Origin of the sequence: Nocardioides sp. JQ2195 (genome assembly GCF_012272695.1) — a bacterium.
Taxonomy (GTDB): domain Bacteria; phylum Actinomycetota; class Actinomycetes; order Propionibacteriales; family Nocardioidaceae; genus Nocardioides.
In genome coordinates this window covers 302,915-323,595 of the sequence record NZ_CP050902.1, presented here as the reverse complement: position 1 = coordinate 323,595, position 20,681 = coordinate 302,915, and the positions used below count along the sequence as shown (strand labels likewise).

The window sequence follows — 20,681 nt, the reverse complement described above, 5'->3', positions numbered from 1 at the left end:
GGTCGGGTGGGTCAGGGCCGGTTCTGCCGGCAGATGTTGGGCGGTTGCTCCCCGGGGCCGTTGAACTCCAGGTTCGCCGGGGCGCCGTCGAGCCCGTTGCGTCCCTTGAGCCGGCTCTTGAGGTGCCCGGACGAGTCAGCCACGCCCGCGCTCTCGTGCCAGTGCGTCACTCCGTTGTCGTGCTGGCCCTCGTAGGTGATCGGGCACCACACGGTCGAGCCGGGCTCGGCCTCGAAGGCCTCGACGCCGATCCAGTAGCAGTCGACCAGGCAGTTGCCGCTGGGAGCCGGGGCGGTCCCGGCGTTGTAGAAGGTCGAGCGGAGTCGGTAGGACGTCCCGCTGGCCGAGTCGCTGCGACCCGGGACGGACGGGTCGCCCGACCCGGTCCGGGTGGTGACGTTGACGGTCAGCGTCGCCGACTGCCCGTCGCCACTGGTGGTCACCTTGTGCGACCCCGACCTGCTGCCGCCCGACCCACTGGGGAATCCGCCGGTTCCGCTCCAGGCGCAGGTCCGGCCGTTCGAGGTGACCCGCCAGTCGAAGGTGACACTGCGGTAGCCGGATCGTGCGTTCGAGACGTCGACCGTGCACGGACCGAAGGTGTTGACCGAGTCCTCGCGTCGTGCGCTGTCCGCGGAGCCGCCGCCGGCCGTCGTGTTGGCAGAGCCCCGGGCCCACACCTCGATCGTGTTCCCGGTGCCGTTGGCCAGCCCCGAGACGGTGAACGAGTGCGCCCCGGGCCCACGCGCGATCGGGGTGGTGCCGGTCTCGCTGCTGTAGAACTCGACCGAGTCTGCGTTGTTCATGTTGGCCGTGGAGTAGCTGAAGCTCACCTTCGCCTGGCCGGAGGTGCCGGTCGGGCGGGCCTGGAGGTCCTGCACGGCGTCGGGGGTGGTGGCTCCGGTCACGCGCGTGGTCGCCTCCGACCATTCGCCCCAGCCGTCGATGCCGAGCTTGCGGTCGGGGTTGGCGCGGTTCAGCAGGCGCACCTGGAACTGCTGGTCCCGGCCGCCGCCGGCCAGGCTCACCCGGCATCCGTTGCCGGTGGACGGGCCCGCACAGGCGACGACCTTGCCACCCACCCGACGGACCTGGAAGTCGGCAACCGGGTGCCCGTTGGCCTGGGGCGTCCACGAGATCTCCGCCGACGGGTCGTCGTCGGGGGCGTCGGCGACGATCGACACCGCGCTCACCGTGGGCTCTGCGTTCGGGTGCTCGGTGACCTCGGCAGACCAGCCGCTGGCGCCGGGGGTGCCGTGCGGATCGGCCTCGGCGTCGTTGATCGCGCGCACCTTGATCCGGTACGACGTCCCGTTGGTGAGCCCGGCCAACGTCTCGACCAGATCGGTGCCGGCATCGATGATGCGCCCGTTGTAGGACACCTCGAAGCGCTTCACGGCGCTGCCCTCGTAGGTGGGCATCGACCACGAGGTGTGCAGCTGCTGGTCGTCGAAGGAGACCGCGAGGTTCGCCGGGGTGGCCGGCACGTAGTCGGGCGTCACCGTGCGTGACCACGGTGATGCCGAGGGCGACTCACCGACCTCGTTGATGGCGTGGACCTGGAACTGGTGGGCGTCGCCGTTGGTCAACCCGGTGACGGTGTGCGTGGTCTGGGGGCCGTTGATCCGTGCCTGCCCGCTGTCGCCGCCGGTGCTCTTCCACGTCAGGCGGTAGCCGGTCATCGGTGCGCCGTTCGGCGCGGCACCGCTCCAGTCGACCTCGACCTGTCCGTTGCCGGCGTCCGCAGTGATCGTGGTCGGCGCCGACGGCAGTCCGCGGACGTCGAGCGTGATCCTGCCCTGCACCTCGCGCTCGGCCAGGCCGGTGGCATCGCCGAGGACGTAGGTCATCAGCACGGTGCCGTGGAAGTCACGCGCAGGGGTGACGGTCACCTCGAGCCCACTCGAGTCGACGGCGTCGGTCTGGCCGGCGACCACGGTCGGGCCGCTGACCAGCTCGACCGGGTCGCCCTCTGCCTCGAACGGGTTGTTGGTCACGTAGTCGGCGAGGTCGATCGTGATCGGTTCACCGGAGTCCGCCGTCAGCTGCGCGTCACGCACCGTGAGCGGGTCACGGGTGGACTCCACCACGGTGACGTTGGCGGTTCGGCTGACGGCGGCGGTGCGTCCGTCGCTGACCACCAGGTCGAACTGGTACTGGCCGGGCCTGGTCCCACCATCGGGCTGGACCGTGACCTGCTCGGACCCGTCGTCGACGCGCACGTCGAGGCCGGGGTCGACCTTGGCGGTGCTGAACGCCAGGTTCCCCTGGTCACCCGGGTCCGGGTCGGTGGCCATCAGGTCGAGGTCGCCGGACCACGGCTCACCCGGTGCCACCGTGATCGCGGGGACCCGGAGCTCGGGTCGGGTGTTGCCGTCCGCGTTCACGAAGACCGGCAGGGTCAGCGTGCTCGTCAGCGCCGAGGCGTCGTCCGACCCGTTTGCGTCGGATACCACGGCCGAGACCGAGGTGTCTCCGTGGAAGCCCTTGCGGGCGCCGAAGGCGATCACGGAGTCGTCGGCCTTGAGCTTGGATCCGTCGTGGCCCGGCCCCGGGACGATGCTCTCGGTGAACGGCAGGGACGGCGAGCGCCCGTCGCGGACGACGACGTAGTCGTCGAGGTCGATCTCCCCGGTGGCGCCGGCGTCGATCGGGATCGGGAGCTCGACCCCGGGCCTGAGCGCCGGACGCTTGGCTGCCTCGCTGTCGCTGCCCGGCACCACGACGACGGCCGTGCCGACCTCACCGTCCGGGTCGACGAGTCGGTAGACGATGAGCTGCCGCTCCGGGCGGACCGGAATCGTCAGCTGTCCGCCGGCCACCTCGACGCCGTCCTCGCGCAGCCCGGCCGCAACCTGCGGGGCGAGCTCGGTGATGGAGCCGTCGGGGTCCTCGTCGTTGGCCAGCACGTCGGCGGTCACCTTCGACCTGCCGATGATGTTCGCGACCGGGATGCGGTCGTCGCGCGCGATCGGCGGGAGTGCCGGGGCGTCCTTGCGCACCTTGACGACCAGGTCCGACGTGCTCTCCGCACCGAGGTCGTCCCTGATCCGGTAGCGATAGGTGAGGGTGGCCTCGTCGTCGGGCGTCGTCAGCCGCACCCGGCCGTCGACCACCTCGGCCGGTGCCGACGGGCCGTCCACCTGCTCGACGTCGTCGAGGATGGTCAGCGCGCCGCCCTCGGGATCGATGTCGTTGACGGTCACCGGGACGGTGAGTCCGCGGCCGGGACGCACGTCGCGCTCGTCGGTGATCGCGATCGGCGGGAGGTTGTTGACGGGCGCGGCGGCAATGCCGATGCGCACCTCGCCCGTGCTCCGGAGCCCGAACTCGTCCTCGACGACATAGGCGAAGGTGTCGGTCCCGCGGTTCTGCTCACCTGCGGCCGCGGTGTAGGTGATCGAGCTCCCGTCGAAGCTGACACTTCCCTTGCCGGGCGCATTCTCGATGTCGAGCCCGACCAGGGAGACCGAGTCACCGTCAGGATCGACGCCTTCGAGGGGCACCGGGAGCACCACGTCCCCGCCCTGCACCAGTCGTCCGGTCATCGGCTCGGGACGCGGGGCCGCGTTGGCGCCGCTGGTGGGCGTGATGGTGACCTCGACGGTGGCACTGTGCGTGCGTTGCTCGGTGTCGCGGACGGTGTACTGCACCCGGGCCGTGCCGGACTCGCCCGTGGCCCGGAACCGGACCTTGTTCTCCGAGACCCAGGCCTGGCCGAGGTCGGCGCCGGAGGTGATCGCGTCGTCGGCGAGCGGCAGGACGGTCAGCGGCAGGTCCGTCGGTGACAGGTCGTTGTCCAGCACGTTCGCGGTCACGACGTCACCGCTGCGCACGACCGCCGCGTCGTCGGCCGCGACCGGTGCCTCGGGGGTGCGCGCCGGGTCGAGCACGACGGTCACGGTGCCGGTGCCGCTCATGGAGCCGTTGCCGACGTCGTAGGTGATGGTGACCGGTTGGCCCTCCTTCAGGCTCACGTCGGAGAGCTTGATCGACTCGTGGTCGACCACCTCGGCGGTGACCTCGGTGGACTGGCCCACGTTGACGGACTCGACGACCAGGACGCCGCCGAGCGGGTCGGTGTCGTTGGAGAGCACGTCGACCAGCGCCTCTCCGCCGGGTGGCAGCACGGCCAGGTCGTCGTCGGGCACCGGCTGGGCCACCTCGGGCGCGATCGTGTCCACCCGGACGACGCTGGTCGCGCTCTCCCGACCGTCGGTGACGGTGTACTCGAGGTAGGCGGTGCTGCCCGGGTCCGTGCCGGTGATCGTCAGGCTGTCGTCCTCCCCCTGCTCGACCCGCAGGCCTTCCGGCGTACGCCCGGAGAGCGAGAAGAAGAGCTCGTCGCCGTTGGGGTCGACGTCGTTGGCCAGGGGCCGCACCGTCACCGAGCTCCCCTCGGCCGAGCCAGCGGAGTCGCCGGTCGCCAGCGTCGTCACGTAGTCGGCGTTGGCGATCGGCTTGGCCCTGCCGTCGACCGGCAGGACGGTGACCGTGAGGTCGACGGTGTGGCTGCCGTTGAGCCTCCCGTCGGTGAGGGTGACCTCGACGACCCTTTCGCGCGGAAGACCGGAGCGTCCGTCGTCACGGACCTTGATCAGGCCGTCGGGGCGGTAGGTGCCCGAGAGCCCCTCGGGGAACTCGACCTTCGAGACCCAGAACGGGTCACCGTCCGGGTCGACCCACTCCTGCAGGATGTGGTGCTCGCCCGATCCGCGGGAACGGATCTTCAGCTGGCTGGGTCGCTCCGCGACGAGGAGCTCGGGGTGGGCGTTCTGGGCCTCGCCGCGCACGGTGAGCGCCACCGACGCATCCGCGGTGCCGTTCTCGCGGCCGTCGTTCGCGGTGTAGGTGAAGTCGGCGACACGGCCTGGCGACGCATCGGCATCGACGCTGATCCGGACCGCCCGGCCGTCACGGACCGGCTCGAGGGTGCCGACCCCGGCGACCTGGCGCTCGTCGAGGTCGGCGACGAGGATGTCGCCGTCGGCGTCACGGTCGTTGCCCAGGACCGGCAGGGTGACCGACTGTCCGGGGCGTACGCCGAACTCGTCGTCGCGTGGCTCCGGCGGCGTGTTCTTCTCCGAGCGCTCGGAGACGGCGATGGTCTTGTCCTGCTTGTCGTTCTCGTCCTGGTTGAGGTTGGCCAGCACGGTCTGCCAGTCGGAGATCTCCTGCATGTTCTCGTTGACCAGGAAGACGTCGCCGTTGGTCGGGTCGTTGAGCACGACCACGTCGCGGTTGGTGCGGAACACCAGCTCCCGGCTGGTGCGCAGCTGCGGGTACGTCGCGACGTCGACGTCATCGGCGCCGGACGTGCAGTCCCGCAGGTAGGCGCCGGTGCCGGTCCACGCGGCGTACACGCACGCGCCCACGGTGACCGGAGGGATCGGCGTACCGCCGTCGGGAGCCGGAAGGGTCTCCACCGAGTCGTCCTCGAGCGAGACCTGGACCAGCCCGGAGGGGCCGCCGAGGGCGATCCGACCGGTGTCGTCGCCGGGCTGCTGGAGGCGCAGCGTCGAGGCATCGTCGAGGTCGACCCTCTCCCCCGGCCAGGCAAGCCACCCGGCGTCGGGGTTGAGCACGACCCCGGTCCCGCCGACCGCGCTGAGCTGGAGGTCCTGGAGCTCAAGGTCGGAGATTCCGGGCACGGACCCGACGTCCTCGACCACCCAGGAGTCGGAGTCCCGACGCAGGTCGCGCAGCTCGCCGTCGGGTCGGACGGTGTGGATCACGTCGTCCTTGCCGGTGACCACGCGGACACCTCGGGCGTTCTCCATCACCGGCTCGACGGACTCGGGATCGAAGCCGGCCACCTCGGTGGCCGAGACTGCCCACACCTTGCCCGCATTGGGGTCGGCGATGGCCACGACGTCGCTGCCCTGGCTGGAGTGCGCACTGGCGGGCAGGGTTGCCGGCGTGGGGTCGGCCTGCCACGTGGCCGTGTCGACGGCACGGAGCTGGGTGGCCCCCGTGGCGAGCACCACCGAGTTGGCCTCCTGGGACAGGTCGAAGCCGGCGCCGGGGATCGAGGCCGTGTTGGCGTCGAGCTGTCGCGACGGGTAGTTCAGGTGGGCCGCGACCTGGAGCCCGTTCAGGTTCTCGTTGGTCACCCACACGCCACCGTCGTTGAGCTCGAGGTCAGCGACCTCCGTGCCGTCGTGGAACAGGGCCAGCGTGGTCAGCACGATCGTCAAGGACGAGAACGCGACCAGGGTGCGGCTTCGCTGGGACGGCCAGAGAGACGGCCAGAGAGCACGTAAGCGCTGCATCGCCCCCGTTGCCCCCACCACGCTGCTCAACCCCCAGTTGACGCCGGGGACCGATGGTGGCCCCTCCCGAAATTCGCCAATACCGGGACAGGCTAGATCAAATTCCTGAGTTCGGCACAGCCGGCTCAGCCACGCCAGGCGTCATCCCCCGACAGGTCGGCGTACTCCCGCACCCAGGTGTGCATCGCGATCGCCGCGGCCGCGGAGGCGTTGATCGACCGGGTCGAGCCGAACTGTGCGATCGAGAAGGTGCCGTCCACGGCGTCACGGGCGCCCGGGGAGAGGCCGGGCCCCTCCTGACCGAACAGGAAGCACACCGAGCGGGGCAGCTGCATCGTCTCGAGGTGCGCCGAGCCGGGCAGGTTGTCGATGCCGAGCAACCGCACCGACTTCTCGTGGAGGTACGCCGCGAGGTCCTCGGCAGTGTCGTGGTGGCGGATGTGCTGATAGCGATCGGTCACCATCGCGCCGCGACGGTTCCACCGCTTCCTGCCCACGATGTGCACCTCCGCGGCGAGGAAGGCATTCGCGGTGCGCACGATCGTGCCGATGTTGAAGTCGTGCTGCCAGTTCTCGATCGCCACGTGGAAGCCGTGTCGTCGCTCGTCGAGGTCCGCGACGATCGCCTCCATCGTCCAGTAGCGGTAGCGGTCCACGACGTTGCGGCGATCGCCCTGCGCGAGCAGCTGTTCGTCGTACTGCTCACCCACGGGCCACGCACCCTCCCACGGCCCGAGCCCCACCTCCTCGGGTCCGTGCGGCATCGGGTCGTACGGCGCCCGGGATCCGCCGTCGTCGACGGGTTTCGCATCATCCACAAGGCGAACCGTAACGCCAGCACCAGTGGAGAACTCCCGTCACGCGCCCGGGAAAGTTACGGGACAGGCGGGTGGTTGCAGCACACAGACGGGCCGTTCCAGAATGGCCCGTTCGTGCCATCTTCCTGGCCTGGACGGCGTTTGTGGTGCCAGATCAGCGCCGGACGCCTACCGTGTTGGCCAATGGCACCACGGGTGGGTATCGGTGGTGACAGGCGAACACACACGATTGTGAAGCGCCGGCCATGCCGGGGGGACCGCAGATCAGTCTGACGAATCAGACAGCTCGAGGCACAGCGCCGCGAGCAACAACGTAACCGCGCACGTCCAATGGGGATGCGGCTTGCGTGTTGATTCGTCACGGCAGGCACTCGGGGGCTCGACGCGACGGAAAAAACGCATGGGCAGCGCCTCGGTGGAGCGTGCTCGGGCCAGATCCATGGGGGATCCAGTGTCCATGCATTCCGCGTACCGTCGCGCGTCGTCCTTCCGCCAGCTCTTGGCCAGGATGGCCGCCGTGCTCCTGATCTCGCTCGCCGCAGTCGCGGGCCTGGCCGGACCGGCTGCTGCCGACGGCGAATGGTCTCCACCCGATGGAACGACGTCTGCGAGCCCGTCGGCACCCGCCGATGACGCGGTCCCTGCACCCGACACACCGGCCGAACCAGAGACCCAGGCCCCGACGTCGGCCGAGCCGGCGGCCGAGCCGGCGGAAGAGCCGGCGGAAGAGGCGCCGACACCCGAGGAACCCAAGGCCGCGGAGCCCAAGGCCGGCGAACCCGCTGACGAGCAGCCCACGCCGGAGACGAAGCCGGCCCCCGCGAAGTCCACCAGCACCACCGAGGCCGCGCTCGCGCCGACGACGGACGGCCCGGAGTCCAAGGTCTGGATCTGCAAGTACTCCAGCACCCCGGAGGACAACGAGAAGGCACAGACCGTCAACTCCGTCGCCTACAACAGCAACCGCATCCCCGGGACCTGGGGCTTCGAGGACGCCCAGGGCCTCACCTACGTCTACTCGTTCGACACCGGCCAGGCCTCGAAGCCGAGCAAGGACGACTGCCCGGTGCTGATCGACCCGCCGGCGCCGCCGACGTGGACCGAACCGACCTGCGCCGACCCGCTCGGTTCCTACCAGCTGCCCGCCTACCCGGCTGATCGGGCCACCGTCTCCACCTCCGGCAGTCTCGAGCCGGGCGGGACCTTCACGGTGACCTGGACCGCCGTCTCGCCGTACCGCTTCCTCAACGGCAGCGGGGCACCGACCGAGACCATCTCCTTCAGCCACACCTTCAGCCAGCTGTCGAGCTGTCCGGTCGTGATCGACGACCTGCCGACGGTCCAGGTCAGCGACCCGTGCGGCACTGCGGACGACTCGGTCACCCTCTCGCATTCGTCCCAGTACACCGGCGTCGACAACGGTGACGGCACTGCGACGTTCACCGCCGTGCCGCCGAACGTGTTCCCGGGCAACGAGGCGACCTACACGGTCACCTACGTCCCCACCACGGACGTGCCGTGCATCGTCACGGTCGACCTCGCCGCGCCGACGATCACGCCCAGCACCGCCTGCGACACCCCGTGGTCGATCGCCATCGGGGACACCGACCACGTCAGCTACGCGATCTCGCCGGCAGCCAGTGGCACCGAGGCGACGACGGTCACCATCACCGCGACCCCCGACGTGTTCTTCGCCTTCTCCCCTGCTCCGGGCTGGACCATCCACCCGGACGGAACCGCGACCTTCGAGCACTCGTTCGCCGCGGCCACGACCTGCCTGGACGTCCCGGCTGAGCCGATCGTGACCGCACCGACCTGCTACGACGACGGCTACCTCACGGTGGAGATCCGTGACCACGCGACGGTCACCGTCAACGGCACCACGATCACGTCGGCGACCATGTTCGGTCCCGGTTCCTACGACGTGGTCTACACCGCCGACGCCGGCCACGTGTTCGACGACGCAGGCACCGAGTCGACCACCACGACGTACGACGACATCGTGGTCGAGGCGGCCACCGGGGACTGCGTCATCGACGTCCCGGCCCAGCCCGACTCGACCGACACCTGCAACCCGGACGTGGTCGTCGACAACGTGGAGTGGGCGCCCTTCCCGACGCTCGACAACATCGTGTGGTCCGTCGACGCCAGCACCGGTGAGGCCATCGCCACCGCGATCAACGGCATGTCCTTCAGCAACGGGGTGACCGAGAAGCGGTACTCACTGCCCGCCGACAACGGCATCAAGTGCGCCGCCCCGGTCGACCCGGTGGTCACCCAGTCGAGCGCGTGCGACGTCCAGGGGACGCTCACCGTCCCCGACACCGAGGGCATCACCTACGCCCTCGACGGCGACACCATCGCGCCCGGAACGCATGACGGCCCGCTGTCCGGAACGCTGACCGCGACCGCCCTCCCCGGCTACGAGGACACCGACGCCGACTGGAGCTTCCACGTCGACATCGCTGCCGCCACGACCTGCCTGGACGTCCCGGCGGAGCCCGCACCGACGCCACCGACCTGCTTCGACGACGGCACCCTCACGGTGACCCCGGCCGCCCACGCGACGGTCACCGTCAACGGTGATCCCATCGTGGACGAGACCGTCTACGGCCCCGGCTCCTACGACGTGGTCTACACCGCCGACGCCGGCCACGTGTTCGACGACGCAGGCACCGAGTCGACCACCACGACGTACGACGACATCGTGGTCGAGGCGGCGACCGGGGACTGCGTCATCGCACTCGAGGCAGAACCGACCGAGATCGACCCGTGCAACACCGACGCCACGAGCGACAACATCAGGTGGGCGGACTTCCCGGTCCAGGACGACATCGAGTGGTCCGTCGACCCCAGCACCGGCGAAGCGGTCGCCACCGCGACCAACGGGATGTTCTTCGGTCCCGGGGTCACGGAGCAGAGGTTCGCGCCCTCACCGGACGCCGGCCTGGACTGCTCGCTGCTGCCCGGTTCCATCAGCTCGGTCTGCGTGGGGGACATCCCCTACCTCAGCTACGCGATGACCCTTCCGGACGACTACGTGGGACCGACGGACATGACGATCACGTTCGTCAACCCGGACGGACGCGACTACGTCGTCACCGGCCAGCCGCTCGCGGGTGAGCTGCTGTGGCCGGGCGCCTCGGTCGACCCGGCGGGTTGGCCGGGATGGGTGCGCAACCCGGACGGCACCTACTCGGAGACCACCGGCAACTACGCGTGGACTCGTGAGGGAGTCGAGGTCCGCTTCCAGGTGAACCCGGAGTTCACCACCACGGTGGCGTACCCGCAGGCGACCAGCGCGTGTGCCGGCCCGGCACCCGCGGACGACCCCGGGGAAGGCCCCGAGGAAGGACCGAAGCCGCAGGCGAAGCCGAGCACGCCTGACGCGATCCTGCCCAACACGGGCGCACCGTCCGGGTCCGGCATGTACGCCGTCCTGGGCGGCCTGTACCTGACCTTCGGGGCCTGGCTGATGTTCCGGAACCGGAGGCGTCGCGCCTGACCCACCACCACAGACCCAGCGGCCTGCGCCAAAATGTCCCCCATGCGGCGCGGGCCGCTGTTTCACGCCAGTAGGGTTGCGCCCGTGATCACCGATCTCCTGCACCCGCTGCTCCTGGGCCTGGACTGGATGGACCCCGAGTGGCTGCTCGACAAGTTCGGCCAGGAGATGTTCTGGGTCAGCATCCTGATCGTCTTCGTGGAGTGCGGGCTGCTCTTCCCGATCCTGCCCGGGGACTCCCTGCTGTTCAGCGTCGGGCTGTTCATCCATCGCGCCGGGGCGGGCGAGGCCGGCATCGACGTCAACATCGTGGTGGCCTGCGTGCTGCTGTCCCTGGCTGCCCTGCTCGGCAACATCACCGGCTACGAGATCGGTCGAGCCATCGGGCCCAAGGTCTACGAGCACCGCGGCCGGTTCCTGAAGCAGGAGCACTTCACCAAGACCGAGCTCTTCTTCGAGAAGCACGGCGCCAAGGCGTTGGTGCTGGGCCGGTTCGTGCCCATCGTGCGCACCTTCATCACCCTGGTCGCCGGGGTCGGCAGGATGGACCGCCGGCACTTCTTCCTGTGGTCCGCGATCGGTGCCGTCCTGTGGGCCACGGGGATCACCCTGCTGGGCTACTTCCTCGGCGGCATCGAGTTCCTCCAGCACAACATCGAGGCGGCGATCCTGGTGATCGTGGCGATCTCGGTGCTGCCGATGGTCTTCGAGTGGTGGCGGCACCGCAAGGAGGCCGCCGCGGCCATCGACGAGGTCAACGACTGACCGGTTCCGCCTTCTCCAGCACCCCGAAGGCGACCAGCCGCTGGTCGGTGTGGAACAGCTCCGCACACGTGGTCAGGGTGATCAGCCGTTGGCCCTCGCGCTGGTCGGGTTGCACGCCCCCGCGGTCGGGGTTCACCGGAAGGGGGTCGACCACCCATCCGGCGGTGAACGGCACCTCCAGGTCGGCACCGGCAGAGGTCAGCACATAGGTGTAGGTCGTGCTGCGGGTCTGCACGATGACCTCGTCGCCCACCTCGAGGTCGGGCATCCCCCGCAGCGGCTCGCCGTGCGTGATCCGGTGTCCCGCCAGGGCGTAGTTGCCCTTGCGTCCCGGACCGGCGGAGTCCTCGAAGTGGCCGAGACCGGCAGCGAGCACGTCGTCGGAGGTGCCTTCGAGCACGGGGACGGAGTAGTCGTCACCGAACCTCGGGATCCTGACCAGGGCCTCCACGTCGCCCTCGGGGACCCGGACCACGTCGGCGCCGTCCGCCTCCCACTTCTTCTCGACCTCACCGACGATGCGCTCCTGGGTGCGGTGCGCCACCCAGTTGGTGCCCCAGAACTGCCACGCCACCCAGCCGAGGACGGCGAGTCCGGCCAGCACCAGCACGAGGCCGAGCCACCACGAGGTGCGGTGGCGCGGCTTCGTCCCGGGGTCCGGTGCGGCCATGCTCCGATTCTGCCCGACTACCCTCGGCAGCATGGCAAGCACAGCGAAACGGCTCGACGGCATCCCGACCACCATCTTCACCGAGATGTCCGCGCTGGCGATGCAGACCGGCGCGATCAACCTCGGCCAGGGCTTTCCCGACGTCGACGGACCCGCCTCGGTGGTCGAGCGGGCGGTGGTCGCGCTGCGGGCCGGCGAGAACCAGTACGCCCCGGGCATCGGCACCCTCCCCCTGCGAGAGGCGATCGCCGCCCACCAGGCCCGCCACTACGGCATCGAGCTGGATCCGGCCCGCGAGGTGGTGGTCACGACCGGCGCCACCGAGGGCATCGCCGCGGCGCTGCTGGCCCTTGTCGACCCGGGCGACGAAGTCGTCGTGCTGGAGCCCTACTACGACTCCTACCTTGCGATGATCGCCTTCGCCGGCGGCGTACGGCGACCGGTCACCCTGCGCGCGCCCGACTTCCGGCTCGACGTCGACGAGCTGCGGGCGGCGATCACCGAGCGCACCAAGCTGCTGCTGGTCAACACCCCGCACAACCCCACCGGGTCCGTGCTGACCCGCGACGAGCTGCAGGGGATCGCCGACGTCGCGATCGAGCACGACCTGCTGGTGGTCACCGACGAGGTCTACGAGCACCTCGTCTTCGACGACCACGTGCACGTCCCGCTGGCCACCCTGCCCGGGATGTTCGAGCGCACGGTCACCCTCTCCAGCGCCGGCAAGATGTTCTCCTTCACCGGGTGGAAGATCGGCTGGGCCACGGGCCCGGCAGAGCTGGTGACGGCCGTCCTCGGCGCCAAGCAGTGGTTGTCGTTCTCGAGCGGCACCCCGCTGCAGTCCGCCGTCGCCCACGCCCTCGACGAGGAGTCGGCGTTCTACGAGGAGCTGACCCGGTCACTGCAGGGACGGCGCGACCAGCTCTGCGCGGGGCTCGCGCAGCTCGACGTCGACGTCCGGGTCCCGGAGGGCACCTACTTCGTAGCCACCGACGTGCGCCGCCTCGGCTGGCCCGACGGTGACACGTTCTGCCGTGCGCTCCCCGAGCGGGCCGGGGTGGTGGCGATCCCCGCGCAGGCGTTCTACGACGACCTCGAGGCCGGGCGCCACCTGGTCAGGTGGGCGTTCTGCAAGGAGCCCGAGGTGATCGAGGCCGGCATCGAGCGACTCGTCGCGGCAGACCTCCTCGCCTGAGCGACCACCTCCGACCGGCCGTCCCTACTGGCCGCGCCTACCGGCCGCGACTACCTGCGGGCTTCGCGGCGCTCCCGGTCCTTCTCGGCGAACCAGGCGACGGAGGGCGGTTGCGTCAACCGCACGACCGTGAACACGGCAACGCCGGTGACCACCAGCATCGGTGGCGAGGAGATCGCCGTGGCCAGGCTGAAGGCTGCGGCCACGGCGGCCGAGACGATCAGCAGGATGCGCGCCCAGCCGGCTCCCCTGAAGGCGAACCACGCCACCACCATGGCCGCGACCGACCAGAGCGCGAAGACGATCGAGACCACGATCGCGGCCGTGCGCAGGGCCGAGAGACTGATGTCGGACTCCGCGAAGCGGGAGTCACTCTCGTAGACCTCCTTGACCAGCTCCGGCGACAGCGCGAAGCCGACCAGGACCATCAGCAGGCCGAGGACGGCGGTGCCGCACATCGCCCACGTGAACGCGCAGGCCTGGACGACCTCCCGGGGGCGACCAGCGCCCGGGGTGGGTCGCTGCGCCACCGGTCCGGGCTGCTCGACCGGCTTCGAGCCGAATCCCTCGAAGGCCCGCGGCCCCTGCTCAGGAGGCGGGGTCGGCGCCTGCCAGGGTGCGTCACCCTGCTCCGGGGGCGCCACGCGCTGCGGGCGCTCGGGCGGGGTGACGCCGTTGAACCAGTCACGCGCGGGCCGTCCCCACAGGATCACGACCGAGACCGCGATCATCGAGGAGACGAACCCCCCGGCGACCAGCCCCGAGAAGAACAGCGGCAGCGCGATCACGCTCAGCGCCACGCGCGCGTGGTGGTTGCGCTGCAGCACGAACCAGCCGAGGATCGCCGCGGCTGCCGCGGTCGCGCCGGCCACCAGCGCCGTGCCGTGCATCAGCGACAGCGCCTGCTCGAGGTCGATGCCGGTTCCCTTCAGCGGGTCCCGCGACAACGCGTCCGTGACGTTCTCGCGGGTGTCGAGGGAGCGCAACCTCGACACCACGCCGAAGACGTTGACGAGCATGAACAGCGACCCGACGACCGTCACCCATCCGGCCATGGTCACTTGAGGCGGGCGAGCGGGCGCCTTGCTGTCCGTCATGCGCCCCAGTGTCTCAGGGCGACCCAGCCGGCGATCAGTCGGCAGCCAATGTGAGCTCGTCGTCGCGGAGCCCGACCGTCACCGACCCGCCGTCGGCGACCTGACCGCCGATCAGCAGCCGCGCGAGCGGGTCCCCGATGGTGGTCTGGATCAGCCGTCGCAGCGGCCGGGCGCCGTAGGCCGGGTCGTAGCCCTTGTCGGCCAACCACGCCTTCGCCTCGTCGGTGACGGTGATCGTGATCCGGCGCACCGCGAGTCGCTGCTCCAGCAGCGCCAGCTGCAGCTCGACGATGTGGCCCAACGCATCCTTGGACAACGCCTCGAACATGACGATCTCGTCGAGCCGGTTCAGGAACTCGGGCTTGAAGTGCCCGCGCACGACGCCCATCACCGACTCGTGCTTCACCTCCGGGGACAGCGCCGGGTCCACGAGGAAGTTCGAGCCCAGGTTGCTGGTGAGGATCAGCAGCGTGTTGCGGAAGTCGACCGTGCGACCCTGCCCGTCGGTCAGCCGACCGTCGTCGAGCACCTGCAACAAGATGTCGAAGACCTCGGGGTGGGCCTTCTCCACCTCGTCGAGCAGCACCACCGAGTAGGGGCGTCGCCGCACGGCCTCGGTGAGCTGGCCCCCCTCGTCGTAGCCGACGTAGCCGGGAGGCGCGCCGACCAGTCGCGAGACCGAGTGCTTCTCGGAGTACTCGCTCATGTCGATGCGGATCATCGCCCGCTCGTCGTCGAAGAGGAAGTCGGCCAGCGACTTGGCCAGCTCGGTCTTCCCGGTCCCGGTCGGGCCGAGGAACAGGAAGGACCCGGTGGGCCGGTTGGGGTCAGCGACACCGGCACGCGAGCGGCGTACCGCATCGGACACTGCGCTCACCGCATCGTTCTGGCCGATCAGGCGTTGGCCGATCTCGGCCTCCATCTCGAGCAGGCGCGAGGTCTCGCCCTGCAGCATCCGGCCGGTGGGGATGCCGGTCCAGGCCTCGACCACGTCGGCGATCTGCTCGGCGCCCACCTCCTCCCCGACCAGCGGCTCGACCGGGCTCTTCTCCGCCTCCTCGAGGGCACTGATCTGCTTCTCGAGAGCAGGGATGCGGGCGTAGTTGATCTCGCTGGCCGCGGCAAGGTCACCCTCGCGGACCAGCCGGTCGGCGTCGATGCGGAGCTGGTCGAGCTGCTTGCGCAGCTCACCCTCGCCCTCGAGGGACGACTTCTCCTGCTCCCAACGTGACTCCAGGCCGCGCAGCTCCTCCTCCTGGTCGGCCAGCTCGACGCGCAGCTTCTCGAGCCGCTCCTTCGAGGCGTCGTCCGTCTCCTTGGCGAGCGCGAACTCCTCCATCTTGAGCCGGTCGACCGACCGACGGAGCTGGTCGATCTCCTCCGGGGACGACTCGCGCTCCATGCGCAGGCGCGACGAGGCCTCGTCGATCAGGTCGATCGCCTTGTCGGGCAGCTGCCGGCCGGTGATGTAGCGGTCACTCAGCGTGGCCGCGGCCACCAGCGCCGCGTCGGTGATGCGGACCCCGTGGTGCGCTTCGTACTTCTCCTGGATGCCGCGCAGGATCTGGATGGTGTCCTCGACGCTGGGTTCACCGACGAAGACCTGCTGGAAGCGTCGCTCCAGGGCCGGGTCCTTCTCGATGTTCTCGCGGTACTCGTCGAGCGTCGTGGCGCCGATCATGTGCAGCTCACCGCGCGCCAGCATCGGCTTGAGCATGTTGCCGGCGTCCATCGACCCGTCCCCGGTGCCACCGGCGCCGACGACCGTGTGCAGCTCGTCGATGAAGGTGACCACCTGGCCACCGGCGTCCTTGATCTCCTCGAGCACCGCCTTGAGCCGTTCCTCGAACTCGCCGCGGTACTTCGCACCCGCCACCATCGCGGCCAGGTCGAGGCTGAGCACGCGACGACCCTTGAGCGAGTCGGGCACGTCGCCGGCCACCACGCGCTGGGCCAGGCCCTCGACGACCGCGGTCTTCCCGACACCGGGCTCACCGATGAGCACCGGGTTGTTCTTGGTCCGTCGTGACAGCACCTGGACGACGCGGCGGATCTCGGCGTCCCGGCCGATGACGGGGTCGAGCCGGCCGTCCTCGGCAGCCTTGGTCAGGTCGATGGAGTACTTCTCGAGGGACTCGTAGGTCGACTCGGCGTCCTGGCTGGTCACCCGGCGGTTGCCGCGGACCGCGGTCAACCCCTCACGCAGGCCCTTCTCGGTCAGTCCGGCGTCGGAGAGCAGGGTGCGGGCCCCGCTCTCGACGCTCGCCAGGCTGATCAGCAGGTGCTCGGTGGCGGTGAAGTCGTCCTTCATCGAGCTCGCGAGATCCATCGCCCCCGCCAGCACCCGGGTCAGGGCGGCCGAGGCGCCGGGCTGCTGCACCGTCGCGCCGCTGGCGCTCGGCAGCGCCGCCATCGCCTGCTCGGCGCGAGCGGCCAGGGCATCGACGTCGACCCCCGCCTTGGTGACCAGGTTGCGTGCGGTTCCCTCGTGGTCGCGCAGCAGCGCCACCAACAGGTGCACCGGGTCGGTCTGGGTGTTGCCGGCGGTGGTCGCCGACAGCTGGGCAGCCTCGATCGCCTCGCGGCTGCGGGTGGTGAACTTCTCGGCACCGAACTGGCTCATCGGCAGCGATCCCCTCTGACGTGATGGTGACGGCACCCAGTGTGTCCGTCACACCTCTCAACGCGCCAGGAGTTGAGTCCATTCCACTCAACTTTGGGAAATTTCTGCAGCCCCGAGGATGGCGGACTTCCCCATGACTGCTTGCGGCTGGCTCAGTCCAGGTCGTGTGGCGCCTGGTGCTGGGGCAGCTCGTCCACCTCGACCTCGTCGTCGAGGAGACAGGTGCGGCAGAAGTCCTCACCGAACGGGGTGAGGTGAACACTGCGCCGCACGATCTTGGCGGCACGCACCGAGTGCATCGCGTTGAGCACGTCGGGTTGTGCCTCGACCACCTGGTACTCCAGCGGGTCCCTGAGCTGTTCCTTCGAGAACCAGATCAGTCCCAGCCGGAACAGGTTGTTCAGGTAGGAGGGCACGTGGTCGAGGTAGCGCGCACCCGATCGCGGGCCGATCATGTTCAGGCCGGGAGCGACCAGCGTCGAGCTCACCATGCCGACGGCACCCCCGGTGCGTACGTCGACCATGGGCTGCGGACCCTGGTTGAGCAGCAGCATCAGGATGCGTCCCTCGTCGGGCGCCAGCTCCGTCAGGATCCGGGCGTACGCCGGGTGACCCTCGTCGTTGCTCCACACGTCGCGCGAACGCTCGAGGAGACGGGCGCCCTGCTCCCGCAGTGAGCTCTGGAGGTCGGTGCTCTCGTGCTGGCGCTGCTCGCGGCGTACCTCGACGGCCTTGGCGGCTGAACCGTTCGAGAGTGAGGCGCTGACCTGCTGGATCGCCTGGGGCACGGACGAGCCGGAGCTGACCGCCTTGGCGAGATCGGCCACGAGGCCCGAGGCCGTCGCGGCGCCCTGGGCGAGCTCGACGGCCGTCTGCGGATCGGTCGCCGCCTTCAGCACCCGTCGCCCGGTGCGGATTCCTGCCACGACGCTCCACTCCGCGGTGCGCACCCACGACGACGCGGCCAGCCTGACCAGGCCGGGAATCGCGTCGAGGGCATCACGCTGGTCGTCGTGCGGACCGGACTCGTCTCGCCCGGGCAATCTGTTGTCAGTCATCCGCCACCTACTCCGAAGATTGCCAGGTGGATGAACCCACCGGCCAGTCCCATGATCGCGCCGTGGGCGTAGAGCATCCACTCGTCCTCCTTGATCGCCGAGCGCATCATCTCCACGAAGTCGTCGGGGTGGAGCTCCTTGGTGCGGTCGGCGACCAGGGTGCGGATGCGGTCGGACTGCCGCTTGCTGAACTCCGGGTCCTTGAACGGCGTCAGGGTCCGACCGACGGCCTCGTTCGCGAACGACTCGCGGATCCGCCGATAGTTGCCGGAGCCGATCACGACCTTCGCCGCACCCAGGGTGGGTCCGGCAGCACGATCGATCGCCGGCCCCAGCGCCACCGCCAGCATCTGCCGCGTGCGGTCACCCCGTGGGCCGTCGAGCAGGAAGTCACCGATGCGCTCCAGCGTGATGACGTCGTCCGCGATGATCTGGGCGTAGACCTCGGCCGCCTCGTTCTGCCGCCGCAGGAACAGCCCCTGGAAGGTGATGCCGAGCTTCTTCGTCGGCACGGTCGGCTCGAAGATCAGCCACATGCCCAGCGCGTTGGTGATCCAGCCGACGCCGATGCCGAGCACGGGGAGCAGCCACCACTGGTGGAACCAGTGGTCGGCGAAGGCGACCGGGAGACCGAGCAGGAACCCGAAGATGAACCCGAAGTTCACCATCATGTTGAGCTCCTTCTGGCCCACGTCCTTGAAGACACGCACGACGAGGTCGGGGTGCTTCCTGAAGTGGTCGATCACCATGATCTTGGGATCGAGGAGCTGGTCGATGTGCGTGCCGATCTCGTCGGTCACCGTCTTCACGACGGACGGCAGCTGGGCCTGCACCCGGGCAATGACCGCGCGCTTCGCCGGACGAGGCAGGTCGCGCCACAGCCCGGGGTTGGACTCGCGCATGACCTGGTCGACCAGGTCGGGGATCTCCGGGGTGAAGATCTTCACGATGTGCTCGGCGATCTGGTCGGGCTCGAGCTGCTGGTAGAACTCTGCCGGCGTGCCGAGCTTGGCGATCGCCTTGTCGACCGCGATGCTGCCCATCTTGGCGGCGCGTGCGGGGACGATTCCCTGCCACCCGACGCCGCCCTGGAGGATCCCGGGGACCTCCTGCAGCTTGCGGGGGGCGAGCCGGGCCAGCTCCGCCATGCCGCGGATCCGGAAGCCGTGGAAGTGGATCGGGTGGAACAGCATGATCAGCCCGGTCCAGTTGATCAGCCAGCCGATCACCGCGGTGAACACCGGGATCGAGAGCATGGCGAACCACTCCATCGGCTCGTCGAGCTCCTGGAGGAACCAGTCCACCTGGCCGAGGTGGTCACCCAGTGCGTCGAGCACCGTCGCCACCACCTCTCGCGTCCCGGGCCGCTTGCCGATCGCTGACGATACCGGCCCGTCGGGAGGTGCAACGACGATCTCGCCGTCTGGTTCCGCGCTGACTCATCGGCACCCGGCCCGTGGACGGGAGGATGCCGATCGAGGACAACCGCAGCCCGTCGATCCGAGCCCCGGCGGGACAGCTCGAGACGACGAGCGGCACCAGCAGAGCGAGCACGAGGCCGGCGGCGAGGACCCCGACGTCGCCGGAGCCTGCCTCAGGACGAGTGCTGGCCAGCCGTGTAGTGGGTGGCCATGGTGATCATCGCCGCGACCATCGCCTCGCGGTCGAGATCGGTGGGGGTGATGATCTGCCCGATGACGAACCGGGAGAACAGGTCGATCACCACCTCGCAGGAGGCCCGGTCGGCGTCCGGCCACCGCTCCAGGGCGAACTCGGTCACCTTCTCGCGGACCGGCACGATGATGAAGTCGGCACGAACGGTCAGGATCGGGAGCAGCCCGTCGTTGGAGCCACTGCGCGCGTCGCGCACCATCCGGGCCAGGACCTTGTGACCGGAGATCTCGTCGAGCATCCAGTTCATCGAGTTGCCGATCGCCTCGTGGAAGGTCGCCGCCTCGCCGAGGTGGACCTTGAGCTCCAGGAGGAACCGATCGAGCTCACGTTGGAAGAGCGCCAGGGAGAGCTGGTCCTTGGTGCCGAACTCGTTGTAGATCGTCTGGCGACTCACACCCACGTCGTCGGCGATGTCGGCGATGCGCACCTGGCTCCAGGAGACCTCGGCGGCGCGGATCCACGCCGCGTCGAGGATCGAGCTGCGGAGCAGCTCGTGCACCTTGTCCTTGAAGGACTCCGGACGGTCCTGACTCATACAAGAACTTTACATCAGGAGAAAAAAGTCAACGCATTCGACTCTCGCTCAGCGGGAGCTGCCACCGCGACGCCAGACCACCATCTGGCCGGCGGACGACGAGCGCAGCGCCGGCAGGTTCGCGGCTGCCACCGGCCGGGCGCCACTGGCCACCGCACGCAGTGCCTGGCGCAGGCCGTCGACCTCGGCCACCAGCTCTTCATTGCGCTGGGACAGCGCCAGCACCTGGTTCTCGAGGTCGAGGATGCGGCGTACCCCCTCGATGCCGATGCCGTGGGAGGTCAGGTCGGAGATCGCCCGCAGCTGCTCGATGTCGTGGTGCGAGTAGCGCCGCCCGCCACCACCCGTGCGCCGTGGAGTGATCAGGCCCATCCGCTCGTAGGTGCGCAGCGTCTGGGGGTGCAGGCCGGCCAGCTCGGCGGCCACACTGATCACGTAGACGCCGATGGTGGGGTCCGGGGTGACCATG

Annotated in this window: 12 protein-coding genes; 3 read left to right on the top strand and 9 right to left on the bottom strand. The window is 69.6% G+C overall.

Going from position 1 to position 20,681, the window contains the following annotated elements; translation table 11 throughout:
* Positions 1-11: 11 nt before the first annotated feature.
* Both ncot_RS01460 and ncot_RS01455 read right to left on the bottom strand, forming a co-directional pair.
* Complete coding sequence (locus ncot_RS01460; protein WP_240938211.1) at positions 12-6,188, bottom strand: Ig-like domain-containing protein; 6,177 nt, start codon at positions 6,186-6,188, stop codon at positions 12-14.
* A 209-nt stretch (positions 6,189-6,397) separates the two neighbouring features.
* The gene (locus ncot_RS01455; protein ID WP_168619108.1) at positions 6,398-7,036 is read right to left on the bottom strand and encodes an RNA methyltransferase; all 639 of its coding nucleotides are present in this window, start codon (positions 7,034-7,036) and stop codon (positions 6,398-6,400) included.
* A 511-nt stretch (positions 7,037-7,547) separates the two neighbouring features.
* Between ncot_RS01455 and ncot_RS01450 the strand changes: the two genes are divergently transcribed.
* Together ncot_RS01450 and ncot_RS01445 are read left to right on the top strand one after the other, a co-directional pair.
* A complete protein-coding gene (locus tag ncot_RS01450; protein WP_168616004.1) occupies positions 7,548-10,595 on the top strand; it encodes an LPXTG cell wall anchor domain-containing protein in 3,048 nt (1,015 codons plus the stop codon).
* 84 nt (positions 10,596-10,679) lie between these two features.
* On the top strand, positions 10,680-11,360 hold the full coding sequence (locus ncot_RS01445; RefSeq protein WP_240938018.1) for a VTT domain-containing protein: 681 nt from the start codon (positions 10,680-10,682) through the stop codon (positions 11,358-11,360).
* Here ncot_RS01445 and ncot_RS01440 read toward each other — a convergent pair.
* Positions 11,350-12,030, bottom strand: a complete 681-nt coding sequence (locus tag ncot_RS01440; RefSeq protein WP_168616002.1) for a class E sortase — start codon at positions 12,028-12,030, stop codon at positions 11,350-11,352. The genes ncot_RS01445 and ncot_RS01440 overlap by 11 nt on opposite strands.
* A 31-nt stretch (positions 12,031-12,061) precedes the next feature.
* On the opposite strand from ncot_RS01440, the gene ncot_RS01435 reads away from it, so the two are divergent.
* A complete protein-coding gene (locus ncot_RS01435) occupies positions 12,062-13,225 on the top strand; it encodes a pyridoxal phosphate-dependent aminotransferase (RefSeq protein ID WP_168616001.1) in 1,164 nt (387 codons plus the stop codon).
* Between the two features lie 50 nt (positions 13,226-13,275).
* Here ncot_RS01435 and ncot_RS01430 read toward each other — a convergent pair whose 3' ends face one another.
* The 6 genes from ncot_RS01430 to ncot_RS01405 form a co-directional block, all read right to left on the bottom strand.
* Positions 13,276-14,322: a proline-rich domain-containing protein gene (locus tag ncot_RS01430; RefSeq protein WP_168616000.1), complete on the bottom strand. Its 1,047-nt coding sequence runs from the start codon at positions 14,320-14,322 to the stop codon at positions 13,276-13,278.
* Positions 14,323-14,356: 34 nt separating this feature from the next.
* Positions 14,357-16,945 carry an ATP-dependent chaperone ClpB gene (gene clpB / locus ncot_RS01425; RefSeq protein WP_168615999.1) on the bottom strand — a complete coding sequence of 863 codons (2,589 nt, stop codon included), beginning with the start codon at positions 16,943-16,945 and terminating at the stop codon, positions 14,357-14,359.
* 152 nt (positions 16,946-17,097) lie between these two features.
* Entirely contained in the window at positions 17,098-18,003 is a 906-nt protein-coding gene (locus tag ncot_RS19415; protein ID WP_206065076.1) for an Abi-alpha family protein, read from the bottom strand.
* A complete protein-coding gene (locus tag ncot_RS01415) occupies positions 18,000-19,340 on the bottom strand; it encodes a hypothetical protein (protein ID WP_240938017.1) in 1,341 nt (446 codons plus the stop codon). Before ncot_RS01415 ends, ncot_RS19415 begins: the two co-directional genes overlap by 4 nt.
* A 257-nt stretch (positions 19,341-19,597) precedes the next feature.
* Complete coding sequence (locus tag ncot_RS01410; RefSeq protein ID WP_168615997.1) at positions 19,598-20,212, bottom strand: TetR/AcrR family transcriptional regulator; 615 nt, start codon at positions 20,210-20,212, stop codon at positions 19,598-19,600.
* Between the two features lie 48 nt (positions 20,213-20,260).
* Complete coding sequence (locus tag ncot_RS01405; protein ID WP_168615996.1) at positions 20,261-20,680, bottom strand: MerR family transcriptional regulator; 420 nt, start codon at positions 20,678-20,680, stop codon at positions 20,261-20,263.
* Position 20,681 lies beyond the last annotated feature (1 nt).